This is a genomic window from Pseudomonas sp. 22490, assembly GCF_052044465.1.
Lineage (GTDB): Bacteria > Pseudomonadota > Gammaproteobacteria > Pseudomonadales > Pseudomonadaceae > Pseudomonas > Pseudomonas aeruginosa.
On sequence record NZ_JBQENS010000004.1, the window covers coordinates 278,264 to 299,032 of the forward strand.

At 65.3% G+C, this 20,769-nt stretch carries 17 protein-coding genes; 3 read left to right on the forward strand and 14 right to left on the reverse strand.

The genetic code is table 11. The features are described 5' to 3' along the window. Positions 1-45: 45 nt before the first annotated feature. The 8 genes from ACTJJX_RS06755 to gcl all read right to left on the reverse strand — a co-directional run bounded on the left by ACTJJX_RS06755 (position 46) and on the right by gcl (position 9,472). Positions 46-672, reverse strand: a complete 627-nt coding sequence (locus ACTJJX_RS06755; RefSeq protein WP_012614337.1) for an HD domain-containing protein — start codon at positions 670-672, stop codon at positions 46-48. Beyond that, entirely contained in the window at positions 659-1,510 is an 852-nt protein-coding gene (locus ACTJJX_RS06760) for an ion transporter (RefSeq protein ID WP_003083179.1), read from the reverse strand. Before ACTJJX_RS06760 ends, ACTJJX_RS06755 begins: the two co-directional genes overlap by 14 nt. A 65-nt stretch (positions 1,511-1,575) precedes the next feature. Beyond that, positions 1,576-2,490: an urea transporter gene (locus ACTJJX_RS06765; RefSeq protein WP_003122928.1), complete on the reverse strand. Its 915-nt coding sequence runs from the start codon at positions 2,488-2,490 to the stop codon at positions 1,576-1,578. A 366-nt stretch (positions 2,491-2,856) separates the two neighbouring features. After that, positions 2,857-4,290, reverse strand: coding sequence for a pyruvate kinase (gene pyk, locus ACTJJX_RS06770; RefSeq protein ID WP_003159951.1), 1,434 nt, complete (start codon positions 4,288-4,290; stop codon positions 2,857-2,859). A gap of 1 nt (position 4,291) precedes the next feature. Then, positions 4,292-5,557 carry a glycerate kinase type-2 family protein gene (locus ACTJJX_RS06775; protein WP_003145012.1) on the reverse strand — a complete coding sequence of 422 codons (1,266 nt, stop codon included), beginning with the start codon at positions 5,555-5,557 and terminating at the stop codon, positions 4,292-4,294. A gap of 296 nt (positions 5,558-5,853) precedes the next feature. After that, positions 5,854-6,744, reverse strand: a complete 891-nt coding sequence (locus tag ACTJJX_RS06780; protein WP_003087180.1) for a 2-hydroxy-3-oxopropionate reductase — start codon at positions 6,742-6,744, stop codon at positions 5,854-5,856. Between the two features lie 74 nt (positions 6,745-6,818). Then, complete coding sequence (gene hyi / locus ACTJJX_RS06785) at positions 6,819-7,601, reverse strand: hydroxypyruvate isomerase (RefSeq protein ID WP_003087181.1); 783 nt, start codon at positions 7,599-7,601, stop codon at positions 6,819-6,821. A gap of 95 nt (positions 7,602-7,696) precedes the next feature. Continuing rightward, entirely contained in the window at positions 7,697-9,472 is a 1,776-nt protein-coding gene (gcl, locus tag ACTJJX_RS06790) for a glyoxylate carboligase (protein WP_003087182.1), read from the reverse strand. A gap of 328 nt (positions 9,473-9,800) precedes the next feature. Between gcl and ACTJJX_RS06795 the strand changes: the two genes are divergently transcribed. Beyond that, a complete protein-coding gene (locus ACTJJX_RS06795; protein ID WP_003083199.1) occupies positions 9,801-10,232 on the forward strand; it encodes a GlcG/HbpS family heme-binding protein in 432 nt (143 codons plus the stop codon). 404 nt (positions 10,233-10,636) lie between these two features. Here the strand turns inward: ACTJJX_RS06795 and ACTJJX_RS06800 are convergent, their stop codons facing one another. Then, entirely contained in the window at positions 10,637-11,287 is a 651-nt protein-coding gene (locus ACTJJX_RS06800) for a TetR/AcrR family transcriptional regulator (protein ID WP_003083201.1), read from the reverse strand. A 235-nt stretch (positions 11,288-11,522) separates the two neighbouring features. Between ACTJJX_RS06800 and moaA the strand changes: the two genes are divergently transcribed. Continuing rightward, positions 11,523-12,518 (forward strand): GTP 3',8-cyclase MoaA, encoded by a 996-nt coding sequence (gene moaA / locus ACTJJX_RS06805; RefSeq protein ID WP_003083204.1) that lies wholly within the window; start codon positions 11,523-11,525, stop codon positions 12,516-12,518. A 184-nt stretch (positions 12,519-12,702) separates the two neighbouring features. Then, positions 12,703-13,032, forward strand: coding sequence for a low molecular weight protein tyrosine phosphatase family protein (locus tag ACTJJX_RS06810; protein ID WP_003087185.1), 330 nt, complete (start codon positions 12,703-12,705; stop codon positions 13,030-13,032). Positions 13,033-13,123: 91 nt separating this feature from the next. Here ACTJJX_RS06810 and ACTJJX_RS06815 read toward each other — a convergent pair whose 3' ends face one another. The 5 genes from ACTJJX_RS06815 to ACTJJX_RS06835 form a co-directional block, all read right to left on the reverse strand. Next, positions 13,124-14,491 (reverse strand): nucleobase:cation symporter-2 family protein, encoded by a 1,368-nt coding sequence (locus tag ACTJJX_RS06815; protein WP_003083208.1) that lies wholly within the window; start codon positions 14,489-14,491, stop codon positions 13,124-13,126. 682 nt (positions 14,492-15,173) lie between these two features. Continuing rightward, positions 15,174-15,434, reverse strand: coding sequence for a PAAR domain-containing protein (locus ACTJJX_RS06820; RefSeq protein WP_003105819.1), 261 nt, complete (start codon positions 15,432-15,434; stop codon positions 15,174-15,176). Positions 15,435-15,446: 12 nt separating this feature from the next. Then, positions 15,447-16,589, reverse strand: a complete 1,143-nt coding sequence (locus tag ACTJJX_RS06825; protein WP_031637753.1) for a T6SS immunity protein Tli4 family protein — start codon at positions 16,587-16,589, stop codon at positions 15,447-15,449. After that, the gene (locus tag ACTJJX_RS06830) at positions 16,586-18,295 is read right to left on the reverse strand and encodes an esterase/lipase family protein (protein ID WP_016851824.1); all 1,710 of its coding nucleotides are present in this window, start codon (positions 18,293-18,295) and stop codon (positions 16,586-16,588) included. The genes ACTJJX_RS06825 and ACTJJX_RS06830 overlap by 4 nt, the downstream gene beginning before the upstream one ends. Then, positions 18,292-20,769: type VI secretion system Vgr family protein (locus tag ACTJJX_RS06835; protein WP_440781964.1), on the reverse strand; the 2,478-nt coding region annotated here is incomplete at its 5' end. The genes ACTJJX_RS06835 and ACTJJX_RS06830, both read right to left, overlap by 4 nt.

Genomic DNA, 20,769 nt, shown 5'->3' on the forward strand with positions numbered 1-20,769 from the left:
GGCGAAAGACGGGTTAAGCGGCGCGAAGAAATTTTCCCGTGCGGCTCAGGCCGGCTGTTCCAGGCGCTCCAGGGCACCGCGCAGGTTGGCGCGGGCGGCGGCCTCCCAGCGTTGCCGCAGCGGTTCGCAGTGGTACAGCGCCGGTTGCTCCAGCAACTGGCGCAGCAACTTGCCGCGCCCGGCGCGGAACAGCGGTTCCGGCACCCAGGCGTATTCGGCGCGGACGTCCGCCTCGTAGCGCGCGTAGACCGGCGCCGGCGCGGCGAGGATGGCGAGGTCGATATCCACCACCAGGGCTGCGTCGGCGTCTCCCGGCGGCGCCTGGTGACAGGTGGCCATGATCAGTTCGCGCAGGGCCGGCCGCAGCGCCGCCAGCCCGGCCTGGTCGAGCCAGCGCTCGGTGCTGGCGGCGCTGGCGGCCTCGTTGTCCTGGCGCTGGGTGTCGTAGACCAGGTCGTGGGTCCACAACGCCAGCTCCACCAGGTCCGGCCGCCGCGCCAGTTGGCGCCAGCGGTCGAAGTGCTCCAGGCAGGCGAGGATGTGGCGATCGCTGTGGTAGTGCCGGTCGGCCCCGCCATAGGCCGCCAGCAGCGCGTCGAAGGCATCCGCCGGCGGGTTGCCGCCGAGTCGCTGCCAGAGGGCGTCCCAGCGCTGCCGGTCAAGACTTCCCATGGCTGCCTTCCTCGCGAGGGAACAACGGGTTGCCGCAGCGGCAGCAGAATGCCGCCTGCACTTCGTGGGTCGCCTTGCGGCACACCGGGCAATCCCGCTGCAACAGGTTGGCCGGGTCCTGGCGCATCGCGGTGGCGAGTTCGGCGGTGAAGATCCCGGTGGGCACCGCGATGATCGAGTAGCCGGTGAGCATCACCAGGCTGGCGATGGCCTGGCCGAGCGGGGTCTTCGGGGTGATGTCGCCGAAGCCGACCGTGGTCAGGGTGACGATCGCCCAGTAGATGCCGCGGGGGATGCTGGTGAAACCGTGCTCCGGGCCTTCGACCACGTACATCAGCGCGCCGAACACGGTGACCAGGGTCATCACGGTGAGGAAGAACACGATGATCTTCTGCTTGCTGCCGCGCAGGGCGGTGAGCAGGAAATTGGCTTGGCTCAGGTACTGGCGTAGCTTGAGCACGCGGAAGATCCGCAGCATGCGTATCACCCGGACGATCAGCAGGTACTGGGCGTCGGGGTAGAGCAGGGCGAGGAAGCCGGGGAGGATCGCCAGCAGGTCGACCAGGCCGTAGAAGCTGAAGGCATAGCGCAGCGGCTTGGGCGAGCAGTACAGGCGCAGCAGGTATTCCACCAGGAAGATGCCGGTGAAGCCCCATTCGATGTAGGCCAGCAGGTCGCCGTAGTCCTGGTGGATTTCGTCGATGCTGTCGATCATCACTACCAGCAGGCTGGCCAGGATCACCAGCAGCAGCGCGCTGTCGAAGCGCCGGCCGTCGCGGGTGTCGGTCTGGAAGATGACGATGTAGAGGCGTTCGCGCCAGCTGTCGGGTGCGCTCATCGTGGCTCCTGATGATGGATGCGGCACCTTACCAGACTAGCCCGCCGGCGCCAGCGTTCCCCCGCTCAGGAGCGTCGCCGGCCGAGGCGCGCGCCGAGGCTGCCGGCCAGGCGCAGGTACAGGCGCTCGCCGCCGATGCAAAGCAGGCAGGCGAGGATGAACGGTGCGGTCAGCGCCGGCAGGCCGAGCAGGCCGAACAGCGGTTGCAGCGCCACCGCCAGGCCCATGCCGAGCAGTGGCGGCCAGACGCTGCGGTAGCGCAAGGCCAGGGCCAGCCCGGCAAGGGCGGCGTTCAGGCCGTAGAACCCGGCGAGCGCGCTCGCCCAGTCGTAGCCCAGCAGCCAGGCCAGCGGCAGGCTGGCCGCGGCGCCGGCGAGGGCCCAGGCGGCGGAGGGACGCGAGACCAGCAGCAGGCCGAGCCAGACCAGCAGCCCTGCCAGCGGTTCACCGAGGAAGATGATCTCGCCGATCCCCTGCGCTAGCGCCGCCAGCTCCGCCGTGCCGCTCCAGGCGCAGCTGAAGCAGCCGCCATGGGTCGCCGGGGCCAGGCCTAGCCAGGCGCCGAGGGGCACCAGCCACCAGCCGTTGAGGACGAAGCCCAGGGTATAGGGCGGAAGCCAGCGGCGTCGGCGCAGCCCATGCAGGAACAGGCGCTGCAACGCCACGCTGGCCAGGCAGCCGAGCGCTACCAGCGACACCAGCCCCGGCGACCAGGCGAAGCGGAATGCCAGCAGCATGCCGATCAGCACGGCGTTGTAGCCGTACAGCCCGGCCTCGATGTCGCTGTCGGCGCAGTGCAACAGGCGCGCCAGCAACGGGCCGAGGGCGCCGCCAAGGAGGGCGCCGGCGAGCAGCGGCGGCGCGCCGACGGCGATCGCCAGCAGACAGGCCAGGCCCAGGCGTGGGTCGCCCTGGAGGAACACCTGGCTGATGCCGCGCAGGAGGATTCGGGATGCATTGAGGAGAGATTGCAGGGGCATGGCGGTCAGTGCGGCAAGGGCCGCTCGGCAGGCACGGAGATGCCAGGCCTGCGCGAGGGGCGGGGGCGGTCATTGTAGGGTCTGGCGCGGAGGCGACGCACCCCGGACGAGAAGGCCAGGCGAGGGTCATGCATGCAGGGCGTTCCAAGAAGAAAAAAAGACCTCCGGCAGGAGTTGAACCGGAGGCCTTGAATGTCCATGGCCTGCATGGGAGTGCGCGAGGGAGGCCATGGTCCGACAAGAAGGTCTTTCCCGGATGGATGGAGACGCGGCCCCGTATTTCCGGCCCCATCCATCCGAGAGAGACAAGGGTGGCCCGACCCGCATGCCCGGGGGGACGGCGCGAGCCGGACCGAACTCGTTGCTTCAGAGATCTCCCAGCGGCGGCGCCACGGTCTCGATGCGCAGCATGTTGGTCGAGCCGGGGCGACCGAACGGCACGCCGGCGGTGACCACCACGGTGTCGCCGCGGCGCGCCATGCGCTGGGCCAGGGCGATGTCGAGGGCGGTCGAGCAGATCTCGTCGACGTGCGCCAGTTGCTCGTTGACCACCGAATACACGCCCCAGGCCACGGTCAGTCGCCGCGCGGTGCGCAGGTTCGGGGTCAGGCTGAGGATCGGCGCCTTGGGCCGCTCGCGGGCGGCGCGCAGGGTCGAGTTGCCCGACTCGGTGTAGTTCACCAGCACCGCCACCGGGAGGATCCGGCTGACCCGGCGGATCGCGCAGCTGATCGCATCGGAGACGGTAGCGTCGGGCTGCGGACGGTTGGCCTCGAGCTGGACGTGGTAGTCCGGCTCGGCCTCCACCTGGCGGACGATCTTCGCCATCATCTCTACCGCCTCGCGAGGGTATTGTCCGGAAGCGGTTTCCGCCGAGAGCATCACCGCGTCGGCGCCGGCGCCCACCGCGGTGGCTACGTCGGTCACCTCGGCGCGGGTCGGGGCGGGGGAGAAGCGCATCGACTCGAGCATCTGGGTGGCCACCACCACCGGCTTGCCGAGCTGGCGGCAGACCTGGACGATGCGTTTCTGGATGCCCGGCACGCTCTCCGCCGGCACCTCTACGCCGAGGTCGCCGCGCGCCACCATGATCGCGTCGGCGCGCTCGGCGATCGCCTCGATGGCGCTCACCGCGCTGGGCTTCTCGATCTTGGCCATGAGGAAGGCCTTGTCGCCGATCAGCCCACGGGCCTCGTCGATGTCCTCCGGGCGTTGCACGAAGGACAGCGCCACCCAGTCGACCCCCAGTTCCAGGCCGAAGGCCAGGTCGCGGCGGTCCTTGTCGGTCAGCGGGCTGAGTTGCAGCACCGCTTCCGGCACGTTGACGCCCTTGCGATCGGACAGCTCGCCACCCACCGCCACGCGGGTCTCGATGGCGTCGCTGTGGCAGTTGACCACTTCCAGGCGGATCTTGCCGTCGTCCAGCAGCAGGCTCATGCCCGGTTCCAGGGCATGGATGATCTCCGGATGCGGCAGGTTGACCCGCCGCTCGTCGCCGGGGGCGTCGCTGAGGTCGAGGGTGAAGGTCTGCCCACGCTGCAATTGCACGGCACCGGCGGCGAAGCGGCCGACTCGCAGCTTCGGACCCTGCAGGTCCATGAGCACGCCGATCGGGTAGTTCAGCTCCGCTTCCACCTCGCGCACCCAGGCGAAGCGCTGCGCGTGATCGGCGTAGTCGCCGTGGCTGAAGTTCAGGCGGAACAGGTTGGCGCCGGCCTCCACCAGGGCACGGATATCGTCGCGGCTGCGGGTGGCCGGGCCGAGGGTGGCGAGGATCTTGGCTTTCTTGTCGGCTGTCATGTCAGGACTCGAGGATGAGAATGGCGCGGAAGTCGTTCACGTTGGTGCGGGTCGGTCCGGTCACCAGCAGGTCGCCGAGGGCCTGGAAATAGCCGTAGCCGTTGTTGTCGTCGAGCTCGTCGCGGATCTTCAGCCCGGCCTTTTCGCCGCGGGCATGGGAGCAGGGCGTCATCAACGCGCCGGCGTTGTCTTCCGAGCCGTCGATGCCGTCGGTGTCGCCGGCCAGGGCCCAGATGTTCGGTTCGCCCTTTAGCTCGGCGGTGAGGCTGAGGAGGAACTCGGCGTTGCGTCCGCCGCGACCGTTGCCGCGCACGGTGACGGTGGTCTCGCCGCCGGAGAGGATCACGCAGGGCGCCGCCAGCGGCTGGCCGTGCTTGCGGATCTGCCGGGCGATGCCGGCGTGGACCTTGGCGACCTCCCGCGCTTCGCCCTCCAGGTCGCCGAGGATCAGCGTCGAGAAGCCGGCCGCGCGGCACTTCACCGCTGCTGCGTCGAGGGCGTTCTGTGGCGTGGCGATCAACTGGAAGTGGCTGCGCGCCAGGCACGGGTCGTCGGGCTTGACGGTTTCCGAGCGCGGGTCGGCGAGCCAGTCGAGGACGTTCTGCGGCACGTCGATGGCGTAGCGCTTGAGGATCGCCAGGGCGTCGGCGGAGGTGGTCGGGTCGCCGACGCTGGGGCCGGAGGCGATCACCGTGGCCTCGTCGCCGGGAACGTCGGAAATCGCGTAGGTATAGACGCTGGCCGGCCAGCAGGCCTTGGCCAGGCGACCGCCCTTGATCGCCGAGAGGTGCTTGCGCACGCAGTTCATCTCGCCGATGGCGGCGCCGGACTTGAGCAGCGCCTTGTTCACCGCCTGCTTGTCCGCCAGGCCGATGCCTTCGGCAGGCAGCGAAAGCAGTGCGGAGCCGCCGCCGGAGAGAAGGAAGATCACCCGGTCGCTCTCGTTCAGGCCGCTGATCAGTTCCAGCACGCGACGGGCGACGCGCTCGCCGGCGTCGTCGGGCACCGGATGGGAGGCTTCCACCACCTCGATGCGACTGCATTGCGCGCCGTAGCGGTAAGGCGCCACTACCAGGCCCTGGATCTCGCCCTGCCAGTGCTTCTCCACCACTTCGGCCATGGCTCCGGCGGCCTTGCCGGCACCGATGACGATGGCGCGCCCGCTGCGATCTTCCGGCAGGTGGTCGGCCAGCACCTGGTAGGGATGGCCGGCTGCCACCGCGGTATTGAACAGCTCGGTGAGAAAGGCGCGTGGATCGGTACTCATGACAGGCTCCGAATTTCTTGTTGTCGTGCCGCCGGTCGGACCGGCGGTCGCAGCGTCGTCGACGCTTCCATTCCGCAGCACCCGCGCCGGCGGGAACTGGGGAATGGAAGCGAGGCGCCCGGACGCAGAGGCCGTGAATCTCCCGGCCGGGCGTTCGCTTCCTTTACCCCGCCTTGTGGGCGGGGAAGGAAGAGGGCGGCGGCGAACACCGGAGTTCGCCGACCGTTCCTCTCCCCGAGCCCTTCGAAAAGGGGTTCGTCGCTCCGCGCGGGGTGACGGCCCGCGCGGACTGCGGATCACTCGTCGCGGATCGAGAAGTTGGCCATGTGCTCCAGGCCCTTGATCAGCGCCGAGTGGTCCCAGTTACTGCCGCCGATGGCCGCGCAGGTGCTGAACACCTGCTGGGCGTTGGCGGTGTTGGGCAGGTTCAGGTTCAGCTCGCGGGCGCCGGCCAGGGCCAGGTTTAGGTCCTTCTGGTGCAGGCTGATGCGGAAGCCCGGGTCGAAGGTGCCCTTGACCATGCGTTCGCCGTGTACCTCGAGGATCCGCGAGGAGGCGAAGCCACCCATCAGCGCCTCGCGCACCTTGGCCGGATCGGCGCCGTTGCGGGCGGCGAACAGCAGGGCCTCGGCGACCGCCTGGATGTTCAGCGCGACGATGATCTGGTTGGCCACCTTGGCGGTCTGGCCGTCGCCGTTGCCGCCGACGCGGGTGATGTTCTTGCCCATCGCCTGGAACAGCGGCAGGGCGCGTTCGAAGGTGTTCGGGCAGCCGCCGACCATGATGCTCAGGGTCGCCGCCTTGGCGCCGACCTCGCCGCCGGAGACCGGGGCGTCCAGGTACTGCGCGCCGGTAGCCTTGATCTTCTCGGCGAAGCCCTTGGTGGCGGTGGGGGAGATCGAACTCATGTCGATCACCACCTTGTTCGGGCCGACGCCCTCGGCGATACCGTCCTTGCGGAACAGCACATCCTCGACCTGCGGGGTGTCCGGCACCATGACGATGATGAACTCGGCTTCCTGGGCCACTTCCTTCGGGTTGGCCAGGGCAATGGCGCCGGCCTCCAGCAGGTCGGCCGGAGCGGCGTCGTGGTGGGTGGAAAGGAACAGGCTGTGGCCGGCCTTCTGCAGGTTCTGCGCCATGGGCTTGCCCATGATTCCGGTGCCGATGAATCCGATCTTGGCCATGAGAGTGTCTCCTGGTTCTGTCTGTCGAGTGGCTCCGCGCAGGGAGGCGGGAGCGTCTTGTTCGTGGGTGCGGATCAGACGACGTTGTGCGTCTTCATCCAGCCGAGGCCGGCTTCGGTGGTGGTGGCCGGCTTGTACTCGCAGCCGATCCAGCCCTGGTAGCCGATGCGGTCCAGGTGCTCGAAGAGGAAGCGGTAGTTGATCTCGCCGGTGCCCGGTTCGTGGCGGCCGGGGTTGTCGGCGAGTTGCACGTGGTTGATCGCCGCCAACTGGTTTTCCAGGGTGCGGGCCAGGTCGCCTTCCATGATCTGCATGTGATAGATGTCGTATTGCAGGAACAGGTTGGCGCTGCCGACCTTGTCGCGGATCTCCAGGGCCTGGCGGGTGTTCTGCAGGTAGAAGCCGGGGATGTCGAGGGTGTTGATCATCTCCATGACCAGGCGGATGCCTGCGGCTTCCAGCTTGTCGGCGGCGTAGCGCAGGTTGTCGACGAAGGTCTTCTCGACGCTGGCGCAGTCGTGCCCCTGCGGCCGGATCCCGGCGAGGCAGTTCACCTGGCGGTTGCCCAGCACCCTGGCGTAGGCGATGGCCTTGTCGACCCCCTCGCGGAACTCCTGGACCCGATCCGGGTGGCAGGCGATGCCGCGCTCGCCCTTGGCCCAGTCGCCGGCCGGCAGGTTGAACAGCACCTGCTCCAGGCCGTTGGCTTCCAGGCGGGCCTTGATCGCCTCGGCCTCGACGTCATAGGGGAAGAGGTACTCGACGCCGGCGAAGCCGGCCTTGGCGGCGGCGTCGAAGCGTTCGAGGAAATCCACCTCGGTGAACAGCATGGACAGGTTGGCGCAGAAACGGGGCATGTCTTGCTCCTATCGTTCGGTCAAACGTTCGGGAGGCCTTTCGCCGGGGGCGGGGTGCCGCACGCACCGTCCGCGCCTCCGGGAAAGGCCGGCGATCAGTCGAGCAGCGAGATGGCGGTCGGCGCGTCGGCGCCTTTCTCGGCCAGTTCCTCGAACTCGTTGATGGCGTTGATCTCGGTACCCATGGAGATGTTGGTGACGCGCTCCAGGATCACCTCGACCACCACCGGCACCTGGTGCTGTTGCATCAGTTCGCGGGCCTTGGCCAGGGCGGCGCCGATCTCGTTCGGGTCGAACACCCGGATCGCCTTGCAGCCCAGGCCCTCGACCACCGCGACGTGGTCGACGCCGTAGCCTTCCAGCTCGGGGGCGTTGATGTTGTCGAAGGCCAGCTGCACGCAATAGTCCATGTCGAAGCCGCGCTGCGCCTGGCGGATCAGGCCCAGGTAGGAGTTGTTCACCAGTACGTGGATATAGGGCAGCTTGAACTGCGCGCCGACCGCCAGTTCCTCGATCATGAACTGGAAGTCGTAGTCGCCGGAGAGCGCCACCACCTGGCGGCTCGGGTCGGCCTTGACCACCCCCAGCGCGGCGGGAATGGTCCAGCCCAGCGGGCCGGCCTGGCCGCAGTTGATCCAGTGGCGCGGCTGGTAGACATGGAGGAACTGTGCGCCGGCGATCTGCGACAGGCCGATGGTGCTGACGTAGCAGGCATCCTTGCCGAAGAACTCGTTCATCTCTTCGTAGACGCGCTGCGGTTTCACCGGCACGTTGTCGAAGTGGGTCTTGCGCTGCAGCGTGCGTTTGCGCTGCTGGCAGCTTTCCAGCCAGGCGGCGCGCGACTTCAGCTTGCCGGCGGCCTTCCATTCGCGGGCCACTTCGAGGAATGCGTCGAGGGCGGCGCCGGCGTCGGAGACGATGCCCAGGTCGGGCATGAACACCCGGCCGATCTGGGTCGGTTCGATGTCGACATGGATGAAGCGGCGACCTTCGGTATAGACCTCGACGCTGCCGGTGTGGCGGTTGGCCCAGCGGTTGCCGATGCCGAGCACCAGGTCGGATTCCAGCAGGGTGGCGTTGCCGTAGCGGTGCGAGGTCTGCAGGCCGACCATGCCGGCCATCTGCGGGTGGTCGTCGGGGATTACGCCCCAGCCCATCAGGGTCGGGATCACCGGGATGCCGGTCAGCTCGGCGAATTCGCGGAAGCGCTCGGCGGCGTCGGCGTTGAAGATGCCGCCGCCGGCCACCAGCAGCGGGCGCTCGGCTTCGTCGAGCATGGCCAGGACCTTCTCGGCCTGGACCCGGGTGGCCTTCGGCTTGCTCACCGGGAGGGGCTCGTAGGCGTCGATGTCGAACTCGATCTCGGCCATCTGTACGTCGAACGGCAGGTCGATCAGTACCGGGCCGGGCCGGTCGCTGCGCATCAGCTGGAAGGCCTTCTGGAATACATAGGGGACCTGGGCCGGTTCCAGCACGGTGGTCGCCCACTTGGCCACCGGCGCGGCGATGCTGGAGATGTCGACCGCCTGGAAGTCTTCCTTGTGCAGGCGGGCGCGCGGTGCCTGGCCGGTGATGCAGAGAATCGGGATGGAGTCGGCGGAGGCGGAGTAGAGGCCGGTGATCATGTCGGTGCCGGCAGGGCCGGAGGTGCCGATGCAGACGCCGATGTTGCCGGCCTTGGTACGGGTGTAGCCCTCGGCCATGTGCGAGGCGCCTTCGACGTGACGGGCCAGGACATGGTCGATGCCGCCGATCTTCTTCAGCGCGGCGTACATGGGGTTGATCGCGGCACCGGGGACGCCGAACGCGGTATCCACGCCTTCGCGGCGCATCACCAGTACGGCGGCTTCGATTGCTCTCATTCTGGCCATCGTTTTGTTCCTCGTTCTTATACTAATTGTGTACAAAAGTTGGAGCGATTCTAGGCAGAGGGGGAGCGCAAGGTCAAGATGGGTTGTATACGCTTGAAAAAGCCGATGAAATCCATTTTTTCATAATAAAAACAATTAGTTGTAATGCTTGTTAGCAGGCTTATAAAACCAGCGTTTGAAAAAATGTATACAAAATTATGTTCATATTGTTCTGGAATGTTGCTTTCGTAGGGCCGGTCGGCTACTAGATTGGGTACAAATTTTCGAACGCGCCCGCATAGCGGGTGGTTTCCCGATTTCTAGCCTTAACAACTCGAGAGGAACGACCATGACCACCATCAGTCTGGAAACCGCGCTGGGCATTACCCGCCAGGCGCTGGCGGTGGGGCGCGAGCTGTCCACCGCGCCCCTGACCATCGCGGTGCTCGATGCTGGCGGCCACCTGGTGGCGCTGCAGCGCGAGGACGGCGCCAGCATGCTGCGACCGCAGATCGCCATCGGCAAGGCCTGGGGCGCCGTGGCCCTGGGCAAGTCGTCGCGGCTGCTGGCGGCGGATGCGCAGCAGCGGCCTTCGTTCATTTCCGCGGTGAACACCCTGGCCCATGGCAATCTGGTTCCGGCGCCGGGCGGGGTGCTGATTCGCAACGACAAGGCAGAGGTGGTCGGCGCGGTCGGTATCAGCGGCGATACCTCGGATATCGACGAGCAATGCGCGATCCAGGGCGTGCTGGCGGTCGGGCTGGTGCCCGACGCCGGTTGAGCTTGCGGCCCGCTCACCAGGACCGGGCCTTCGCTCCCTTCTTCAGGTCGCGTACGCCGCCATCCACCAGGCTCTCCGTGCCATACCTGCAGCGGGGCTCGTTCGAGGCCAGGAATAGCGCGGCACTGGCGATCTCCAGCGGCTCCCCCAGGCGTCCCGGCCAATCTTCTCCCTCAGCGCCTGGGTGGCCTCGACATCGGTAGCGGCTTTGTCCAGCGCTGGCGTCCGGGTCGGCCCCGGGTTCAGGGCGTTGACCCGGATACCGCGCTCGAGCAACTCCGCCGATAGCGTCCAGGCGAGGTGTATGCGGAGCTGCCGCCGCGGGTCGAATACCGCGTCACGCCGCTCGGTGCGAAGCCGGCGCTGGGGCGGGGGCGGCACGTGATTGAGCGCGCCGCGGCGGGTCAGAGCGGCAGCGGCCGAAGCCGGCCGGTGCTCTTGCCGGATTGCCCGTCGGGCGTGCAGCCTTTCAGGACCAGGCGGGTGATGGTTTCCACCGCAGCGTCGTAGTCGGCGTCGCTGAGCTGTTCCTTGCCGGTGACGATGGAAATCTGCCAATCGAAGTCGGCATAGGTCTGGGTCGCCGCCCAGATGGCGAAGAGCAGGTGATGCGGGTCCACCGGGGCGAGCTGGCCACGGTCGATCCAGGTCTGCAGGCAGGTGACGTTGCGCTGGGCCTGGGCGTTCAGTTCGTCGAGGTATTCCTTCGGCAGGTGCGGCGCGCCGTGCATGATCTCGCTGGCGAAGACCTTGGAGGCATGCGGCAGCTCGCGGGAGATGCGGATCTTCGAGCGGATGTAGGCGGGCAGGGCGAGCAGCGGGTCGTCTTCCACGCGGAACGGCGCCGACGCTTGCAGCAGCGGCTCGACGATGCTTTCCAGCACGCAGCGATAGAGGTTTTCCTTGGACTGGAAGTAGTAGTAGACGTTGGGCTTGGGCAGGCCGGCGCGGGCGGCGATGTCGCTGGTCTTGGTCGCCGCGAAGCCCTTGTCGGCGAATTCCTCGCTGGCGGCGCGGAGGATCAGGCGCTTGTTGCGCTCGCGGATGCTGGTCATCAGTCCTTGTTCTTCATTGCTGCAACGGCGGCAGGAAGCCGAGGATGGTAGCACCCGCCCGGAGCGCCCCTCAAGCAAGGTGCGAGCGAGGCGGAGGCCCGGGAAATCCTGACCCGCCGGTTCATTTGCCCTATACATTTCCCGGTATTTGGAGTATTCGTTAGGGGTATCGAGTCGCCCGCTCGCACTCACCCACCGAGCACCGGGCGAGCCCCCCGGAACAGAACGAGTCACTATGTCCGATTCCCGCCTGGTCGATCCCTTCGGCCGTCGCATCACCTACCTGCGCCTGTCGGTGACGGATCGCTGCGACTTCCGCTGCACCTACTGCATGAGCGAAGACATGCAGTTCCTTCCCCGCGACCAGGTCCTCAGCCTGGAAGAACTGTACGCGGTGGCCGACGCCTTCATCGGCCTCGGCGTGCGGCGCATTCGTATCACCGGCGGCGAGCCGCTGGTGCGCAAGGGCATCACCGGCCTGCTGGCACGCCTGGGGCAGCGTGCGGAACTGGAAGACCTGGCGATCACCACCAACGGTTCGCAACTGCGCGAGCGCGCCGCCGAGCTGAAGGCCGCCGGCGTCCGCCGCCTCAACGTCAGCCTCGACTCGCTGCAGCGCGAACGCTTCGCCGCCTTCACCCGTAGCGATCGCCTGGAGCAGGTGCTGGACGGCATCCAGGCGGCGCGCGAAGCCGGTTTCGAGCGGATCAAGCTGAACTGCGTGGTACAGAAGGGCCGCAACGACGACGAGATCCTCGACCTGGTCGAGTACGCCCTGGCCAACCAGTTGGACATCAGTTTCATCGAGGAAATGCCGCTGGGCAGCATCACCAGCCACCGTCGCGAACTGACTCTCTGCACCAGCGACGAAGTCCGGGCGATCATCGAGCGCCGCTGGCCGCTGACCCCGAGCCTGGCGCGCAGCGGCGGGCCGTCGCGGTATTACCAGATCGGCGACGAGCCCAGCCGGATCGGCTTCATCTCACCTCACAGCAATAATTTCTGCGGCGACTGCAACCGCGTGCGCGTCACCGCCGAGGGCAAGCTGGTGCTCTGCCTCGGCCACGAGGGGGCGCTCGACCTGCGCGAACTGCTGCGCAGTCATCCCGGCGACCGCGAGCGCCTGAGCGCGGCACTGGTGGCGGCGCTGAACCTGAAGCCGGAGCGGCATCACTTCGACGCCCAGGAGCAGGTCCAGGTGCTGCGTTTCATGAGCATGACCGGCGGCTGACGGTATCCTCCTGGGGCGATGGCACCAACGGCGCCATCCGCCGCTTCCTCTCCCATGCCACCCGGGCGACCGTGTTCCGGCACGCACCGCTCGCTGCCCCGTCCCGGGAAAAGCGACGCGGCGCAACGCCGAAACGCGGCGAAGACGTCATGCTGCCTGCCGCGCCAGCAAAGGAAAGCCTCCCATGCACCGGGTCCTGTTCATCTGCAGCCGCAACCGCCTGCGTAGTCCCAGCGCCGAACGGCTGTTCGCCGACTGGCCGGGCGTCGAGACCGATTCCGCCGGGCTGGCGGCGGACGCCGAGACGCCCCTGGAGCGCGAGCAACTGGAGTGGGCGACGCTGGTCGTCGTCATGGAGCGCCGCCACCGGCAGGCTCTGCTGCGCCGGCACGCCGCGGCGATGAAAGGCAAGCGCCTGGTCTGCCTGGATATCCCGGACGACTACGCCTACATGCAGGCGGAATTGCTGCATCTGCTGGAGCGCAAGGCGGGGCCTTTCCTTCGGCGGGACTGAGTGGTGCGGACCGCGAGCGGAAAAAAAGAAGCCGGACGAAGTCCGGCCCGAGGGGAGGGCGGACCGGGAGTGTCGCCGGTCCGCCAGGGAGTCAGGAGTGCTTGGGCGCCGGCGCGTGGCTGCCGCACAAGTGGCTGCGGTCGTTGCGGCTGAGGATGTTGAACAGCAGGTTTAGCACCACCGCCCAGATCGCGGTCATGGCGATGCCGCTATGGGTGATCGGCTCCATCCAGACCGGCAGGCGGGCGAAGAAGTCCGGGCGCACCACCGGCACCATGCCCATGCCGATGCTTACCGCCACCAGCAACTGGTTGCGGCGGTCGGTGATGTTGGCCTCGTGGAGGATCTGGATGCCGCTGGCGGCGACCATGCCGAACATGGCGATGCCGGCGCCGCCGAGTACCGCCGGCGGGATCGAGGCGACCAGGAAGGCGGCCTTGGGCAGCATGCTGAGGAGGATCAGGAAACCGGCGGCGGCCACCGTGACGTAGCGGCTGCGCACCCCGGTCATCTGCACCAGGCCGATGTTCTGGGCGAACGAGGAATGGGTGAAGGTGTTCAGGAAGCCGGCGAAGAACGAGGCGCCGGCGTCGCAGAGCAGGCCGCGGCGCAGTTCGGTCGGGGTGATCTCGCGGCCGGTGATCTTGCCCAGGGCGAGGAACATGCCGGTGGACTCGACGAAGATGATCACTACCACCAGGCACATCGACAGGATCGGCGCCAGGTCGAAGGTCGGCGCGCCGAAGTGCAGCGGGGTGACGATGTCGAACCAGGGGCGCTCGGCCAGACCGCCGAGGTCGACCATGCCCATGCCGCCGGCGATCGCGTAGCCCAGGCCCATGCCCATCAGCACCGAGATGTTGACCCAGAAACCGCGCATGAAGCGGTTGATCAGGAGGATGGTGCAGAGCACCAGGCTGGAGAGGAACAGGAAGTGCAGGGAGCCGAAGTCTTCCGCGCCCTTGCCGCCGCCGGCCCAGTTGATCGCCACCGGGAACAGGCACATGCCGATCGAGGTGATCACCGTGCCGGTCACCAGCGGCGGGAAGAAACGCACGATGCGCGACATGAAGGGGGCGATGAGCATGCCGAAGAAGCCGGCGGCGATGGTCGCGCCGAAGATCCCGGTGATGCCCACGCCGGGCATCCCGGCCATCGCCACCATGCTGCCGACGGCGGCGAAGCTGGCGCCCATCATCACCGGCATGCGGATGCCCATCGGGCCGATGCCCAGCGACTGGACCAGGGTGGCGATGCCGGCGACCAGCAGGTCGGCGTTGATCAGGAAGGCGATTTCCTCGCGCGAGAGGCCGGCCGCCTGGCCGACGATCAGAGGCACGGCGACGGCGCCACCGTACATCAGCAGCACATGCTGGAAGCCCACCAGCAGCAGCTGCGTCAGAGGCAGGCGCTGGTCTACGGGCGAGTCGGGGATGCGGCGATCAGTTACCACGGACATGCAACACCTCAGGCGTTTTTATTGTTGTCAGTCGCAGGCGGACACCGGAAAAGGCAGGTTCCGGCGGCCGGGTATTTCTGGCCGAACATCCACCCCAGGCTTCAGGGCGATGCGGTGGGGTGTTTTATATCCCCGTTGTGTGCTCGATTCAATCGATTTTTTGTATACAAAGTAATTTTTTGTAGTTGACCAATCGGTCTACTACAGGCTTTCCAGAGCTGCTTCCACTGTATCCATAGAACTGGCGCCGGCTACCCCCGGGACGCCCGGCGGTGTACGACATTGGTCGGATAGCCGACGTGCTCTAGCCGCTGGGAGTTTTCAGCGACCCCTACCTCAGTGAGCGCAAGCCCGGTGCAGCAAGGCCTTGAACCCTGTCGCCCGGGATCAGCCATGGGTCTTTGCGGAACGCCTGCTTGCATTGGCGACTACAAGCAGCGACGTGCGCGAGAGCAACCGGCTATCTGAGCGCCAGTAGATCCTGGCGGCAATGGAGACGCTCAACGAGCAAAGAGAATGCCGCCAGCGCTTGCTGGAGTGCACAACGGCAGACTGGCCAAGGTGCCAAGGCTCGGGGCAGGTCATGCTGGGCAAGAAGCCGGCGGAGTTTTCCTGAGCGTTCTACAGGAGAGGCACGAAGGAGGTCGCCGAAGTCGTTCGGCATATCGAACGTCCCCCTTTTTCAGCTTTCGGCAGCGCCCAACGGGCCACTGGCAATCAGGCTGGCACCACAAGCTGTTTTCATCCCATGTAGCGCGACCGGGACCCCATTCACATCCAGCAGGGCGCTACCTTCGGTAATGGGGAAGGTTCCCTTGCACAAGGGGCAAACCACTTGGTGGCCTACACCGGCCATCGGCTTGCCGTTGAGGTCGGTCTGGCCGAACGCCTCAATCACCGTGCCTCCATGGCTGGTGGTGTCGCCAAGGCGAATGATGTCCATCGCGGGTTGCTCCTATAGGTCGTCCAGCCAGCTGTCTTTTGGCTTCAGGCTGGAGAGGAATTCCTCGTAGACATAGTGATCACCCAGCGTTTGGCCGCCAGGCGTAGCGGGTTTCGGAGCAGGGGAAGGACCGGCATTTCCGCCACGCGGCGATGAAGACGTCGGGCGCACGCGAATCGAATCGACAATGGTGTCCCACAGTTCCAATGCTTCTTTATCCGATTTGAAGGCAGGGGGCGGTGGTTTACCGTTTTCATTGCTGCGTTCCAGTACCGCCAGTCCCGCAGTAAGATTGGGCTCGGTTAGCGATTCCTCCTTGCCTTGAACCTCCCACATGAATGTGTAGGCGCGCTGTCCCTTGTTGCTTCCCGCAACCAGATACTCCTCTCCGGGAAGGCTCCCGACAGGATGCTTTCCTTTTCTTAATGTTTCCATACCTGCAAACGTGGAGAGCATGTTTTGCACGAAGCCGTCGACTCGCTCAAGAAGGCTGTTTAGCTCAGCTCCCGTGGAGGAGCGGAATTCAAAGCGCGCGCCGGGGTGCTCAGGGAAAGTGACTCCCACTCCAAACCTCTCCACTTGAAAACTATCCCCTGCAATATAAGCGTGGTCGATGCAAAAGCCCGGCTCGCTGGGGATTTCTTTTGGCGCGCGAGAACGTAGATTTCGAGCTAAAGCCCTAGATATCTCCACAGCATGTTGCTCTCTGTCTACCGAAACTTTCCCTTTCCAACGATAGGCATGCCACGTAGGCTTAGATGTAACATAGGTATCCAATAAATAGGTTTTAGAGGCAACCTCTGAAGACCAAGACAATAAACCTACTGATTCATTGCCAAAGTCAATTTTACGAAGAAACATGTTACCTTTGGATTTATGTCTCTGAGTCCTCCACTCTTGTTCAAGACGATCAACCCTGGCTGCCAGTTCGGTAGGTTTATCATCTAAGTACTCAATTCTGTCTCCCCATAGGTAGTATCCGGCATTGATTACCGCGTCAGGTGGCAGATCAATCAGAAAGCGACCAAAGCAATGAGTAATCCATCCGGTCTTGTCCATGGAAGAGCTCCGAGAAGAAGAAAACGAAGTGCAACTGGTCATGCTGGTCAAGACCACCACTCCAAGTACAGCAAGCAACCGACGGGGATGCATCATGTCCCTCCTTTGTCATTAGGATGCCAATCCGCCAACTGGGTGATTTTGATCACCCCATATAGCGCTGCCCATTGAGCACGAGCATCGTTGTAACTCTCCTGGTGCTCATAGCCCCGTTTGGTATTGGCCTGTCCCTTGCCCTTGCTGCCATGCCGAAAGCTGGCCTTGACGCCCGCCAGGGCAGGCGCCTGGCCGGAGTCGGTCGGTACCGTTTCGTCACCTCCGCTACCGGAAGCGTCCAGAGGATTTCCCGTCTCCAGCGGACCCTGCACTATGGTGGGCAAGCCCCGGCGGAACCAACTGTTGTAAGTGCCGTTCTCATCGTCGTTGAGTGTGGCACCGGGGGTCTCCAGAGGGGTAGGGTCACCCTTCCAGATCAGGTCGCGCCAACTATGGCGGCTATCGTCAGCTCCGTAATGGGCATAGGTCTCTGAGTGATATCCTGCTGCTGACAATTCACCATGAAAATTAGCAATGCTATCTATCAAGTCTTCAAAGTTATCACGGGGGCCAACTCTTAAACCTTCTTTTTTGTCTGATATGTCCATATATTGTGAATTTTGCTCAGGCACCAATCCATACCACGTAGTGTTCTTGTATATCTCTTCATAAGGGTCCTGATTCTGCGGATAAGCCCGAGGCTTTCCATCGATATCCTTGAGCACCTGCCCCTGCGCGTCGCATAGAAACAGCCAGGGACGCCCTTCCCGGTATTCCGCGCTAGGGGCCAATTCCAGCGCGCCGGCCGAATTGGCGACAATGGCTGTCACTTCACCGGCATTTCGCCCCAGCACGACCTGTGCGATACCTTCATAGCCACAGCGCATATGATGGTAGATGGTCGAGGAACCTGTCGCAGGTTGTACGCCATGCACCACCCCCAATACGCGCTCATAGCCGTGCAACTGCGTCAGGGCGCGAGCCACCAGCCCTCCCATCGAATGGGTGACCAGAATGACCTTCATACGTCTCACCTGCTCGGGATCGAGACCGCACTCCTTTTGGTAGAAAGGCAACACGGTATTCTCGATATAGTCGCGTACATCCAGCGCCGACTGCCGGTTGGACTGTAGCCAGTTATAGCCGGCGCACCAGACATCGAACTGGTATCGGCTGGCCCTGAGCAATTCCTCTTCATCGATCGGCCCAACCTTTCCCTGCTCCTCACCCTGATCTCCAGGAGGAGAGAGGGCTTCGTCATTCCACCATGCCTGGAGTTCCCGCCGGCTGACGATGTTATCCAGTCGCCTCTCCATTAATCCCATGACCGGGTTATACGCACTGCGCATGACCTTGCCCCAGCCGCGCAGGCGGGCAGCTTCTTCGGACAAACCAGATTGACCGACATCGATCGTACCCTGGTCATCGACTTCTACTTGCTCAGCCTTCAGGAGCTCCTGACGGGCCTTTGGACCCCTCCAGGCCCAAGTCCACAACGCACCGATGGAGGCAAACAGGTCATCCATGGGCCACAGACCATTCGGCGGCCTCCAGACCTCGCTTTTATCTGCCTTGTTGCGCAGGTTGGTTCCCATGATCCCCGGAATGAAGATCACCGGCAGGGGAGCGGTCTGCCGAACCAGTGCCACCTTTTCGCTCTGGTTGTCGGTACGGGTCAACTGCGCCTTGTAGACAGGCCGTCCCAGACTGTCGCGAGAGCGAGGGATGATCACATCCTGATTCGGCTCGAGCGGTTCGCTGCTCATGTGTTGGACTCCGTGTCGCTGTTGTGACTGCCCTTGCCCAGGATGCGTATCTGCACCGGGTCCATGGCCAGGTGTTGTTGCTTGGGTAAACGGCCCTGGCTGTCGGTCATCAGTTTCACCACACCACCATCGCCTCGTATCACTTCAACGGCGATATTGGGTAACGGCTCCAGCGTGGCTTCGTCGCGCAGGACATACCGGTCATCGAACGGTGTCGAATCCCAGGCGTTGAAGCTGGTCGATGCATGAGCGGGACCGACATGACTGTGCTTCGCCGCCTTGACCACGAAGTTGCCGGGCATGCCCAGTTCGATGTTGCCGCCCTTGAGGGTCAGGTAGGCGCCGCCGCACATCAGGGTGATGTGCTCCTTCGCGGTGACCAGCACGTGCTGCTGGCTGGCGCTGACCTCCACGCTCTGCTCGGCCTCCAGGCGGATGTCGTTCTTCTGCGCCTGCAGCAGCATCGGCCCCTGGTGGGTGATCTGGCGCAGCTCGCCGCCCTGGGCGAACAGGCCGATGTCGCTGCCGGCGTTGATCACCACCTTCTGCCCGGCGGTCACCTGCTGGTTCTGCCGGGCCACGCTGTCGACGTGCTCGCCGGCGGCCAGGGTCAGGCTCGTTGGCGTCGCCGCGGCGATCCCTGCCGGACCGCTCAAGGCGATCGCCGGCTTGCCTCCGTTGCTCTTGCCGGACTCGTCGTTGGCACCGTGGCCGAGGTCGCGCACGGCTTCCTGGAGGGTTTGCTGCGGCGCCGCGTCGTGCCCCACGCCCTGGTGCTCCCCGGCGTAGTCGCCCAGCTCGCGGGCCAGCTCCAACGCCGCCTCCAGCACCTGCACCACGACGCCTCGGTCGAGATGGCCGGCGCCGGCCCTGAGCTGCTCCTCGGTGCTCAGCAGCAGCCCCTTGGCCGCACGCACCGCGCCATGTTCGTCGGTGCGCAGTTCGAAGCCCTCGCCGCGCGGCTTGCCGCCTTCGGGCCGAGGATGGGTCAGGTAGCCCAGGTGCAGCGCGCTGGCACCGTGGTCGCTCATCAGCGCCGCACTGATCTGCGCCGTGGTGTCGTCGATGCGCAGCTCGTTGGCCCGACTGCCCTTGTACTCCTTGCTCTTGATGGTGCTGAGGATCTTGTGGTCGGGCAGCGCGTAGGGTGGTCGGTTGGTCGCCCGGTAGGTGCGCCCGGTGACGATCGGCTGGTCGCAGTCGCCGTCCAGGTAATCGACGATCACCTCCTGGCCAATCCGCGGGATCGCCATGTGTCCCCAGTCGGCACCCGCCCAGTTCTGCGCGACCCGTATCCAGCAGGTACTGAATTCATCGTGACGTCCCTCGCGATCCCAGGGGAACTGGACTTTCACCCGTCCCCACTCGTCGCAATGGATCTCTTCCCCTGCCGGGCCGACTACCGTCGCGATCTGCGGACCATCGATACGCGGCCGAGGCAGCGGTGCGGGACGCCATTCGACGTCCTCGGGTACCAGTTCGGCGCGCAGGTCGTAGCTCACCCCCAGAGGGGCGTCGGCGGACTCTTCCTCCTGGCCGGCATACTGGGTGCCGCGATGGACCACCCGCACCGGCCGCCACCAGGCGTTGAAGTCGGCACGCGGATGACCTTCCAGGGCAAAGGCGTGGCCCGGGATCAGCCGCGGGTCGTCGCCGCTGACCGATGCCACCCGTGCATCGCGCCGATGTCCTCTGAGGCGGCTTTCGCTGAAAGGCCGGCCCGCGCCGCTCCGCTTGTAGCGACCGGGGTAGTCGTAGCGCTCGTAGGACGAGCCCTGATGCTCGAGCGCCTCGCCAGCGAGATGATGCTCCTGGTCGTAGGTCGGGCGCTTGAAGCTGTAGTCCCGCTGGGTCTGTCGAGCCGTACGAACATTTTCGCTGTAGCGGAAAGAATGAAGCACCGGCTGCGGGTTGTCGCCCTCCGGCTGGGCGCTGAACAGTACCGGGCCGCCGGCGATACGCTCCTGGACGTAGAGCCGGTCGCTGCAGACCAGGGTGTGGCGGTGTTCGTCGAAGCGGAAGTAGTAGACCAGGCCTTCCTCGAAGGCCAGCCGGTCGTGCAGGTAGTGATCGCTGTCGCCGGCCTGCACGCAGTATTCGCGTGGCAGGTGCTCGTGGTAGATACGCTGTTCGTAGTCGAGCACCCGGTGCTCCTTGAGCAGCGCCTGGAGAATCTCCGGAACACTCTTCTCCTGGAAGATCCGCCAGTTGCAGCACAGCTCCAGGCGCGCCAACTGCGGTTCCAGCAGCAGTTCGTAGCGGGTCCGGCGAAAACCCGAGCTGCCCTGGGTGAAGTGGCTGACGATGCCATGGACGTAGCGGGCCGGACGGCCGTCCTGCCAGAGGGTGAAGGTGCCCGGCTGGTCGAGTACCTGCCTGAAATCGATGGCGTTCTTGTCGCTGGCCAGCTTCAGGTTCAGGCGGAAAGGCTCGCAGAGCGCTTCTTCCAGTTCGAACTCGACGACATCGAACGC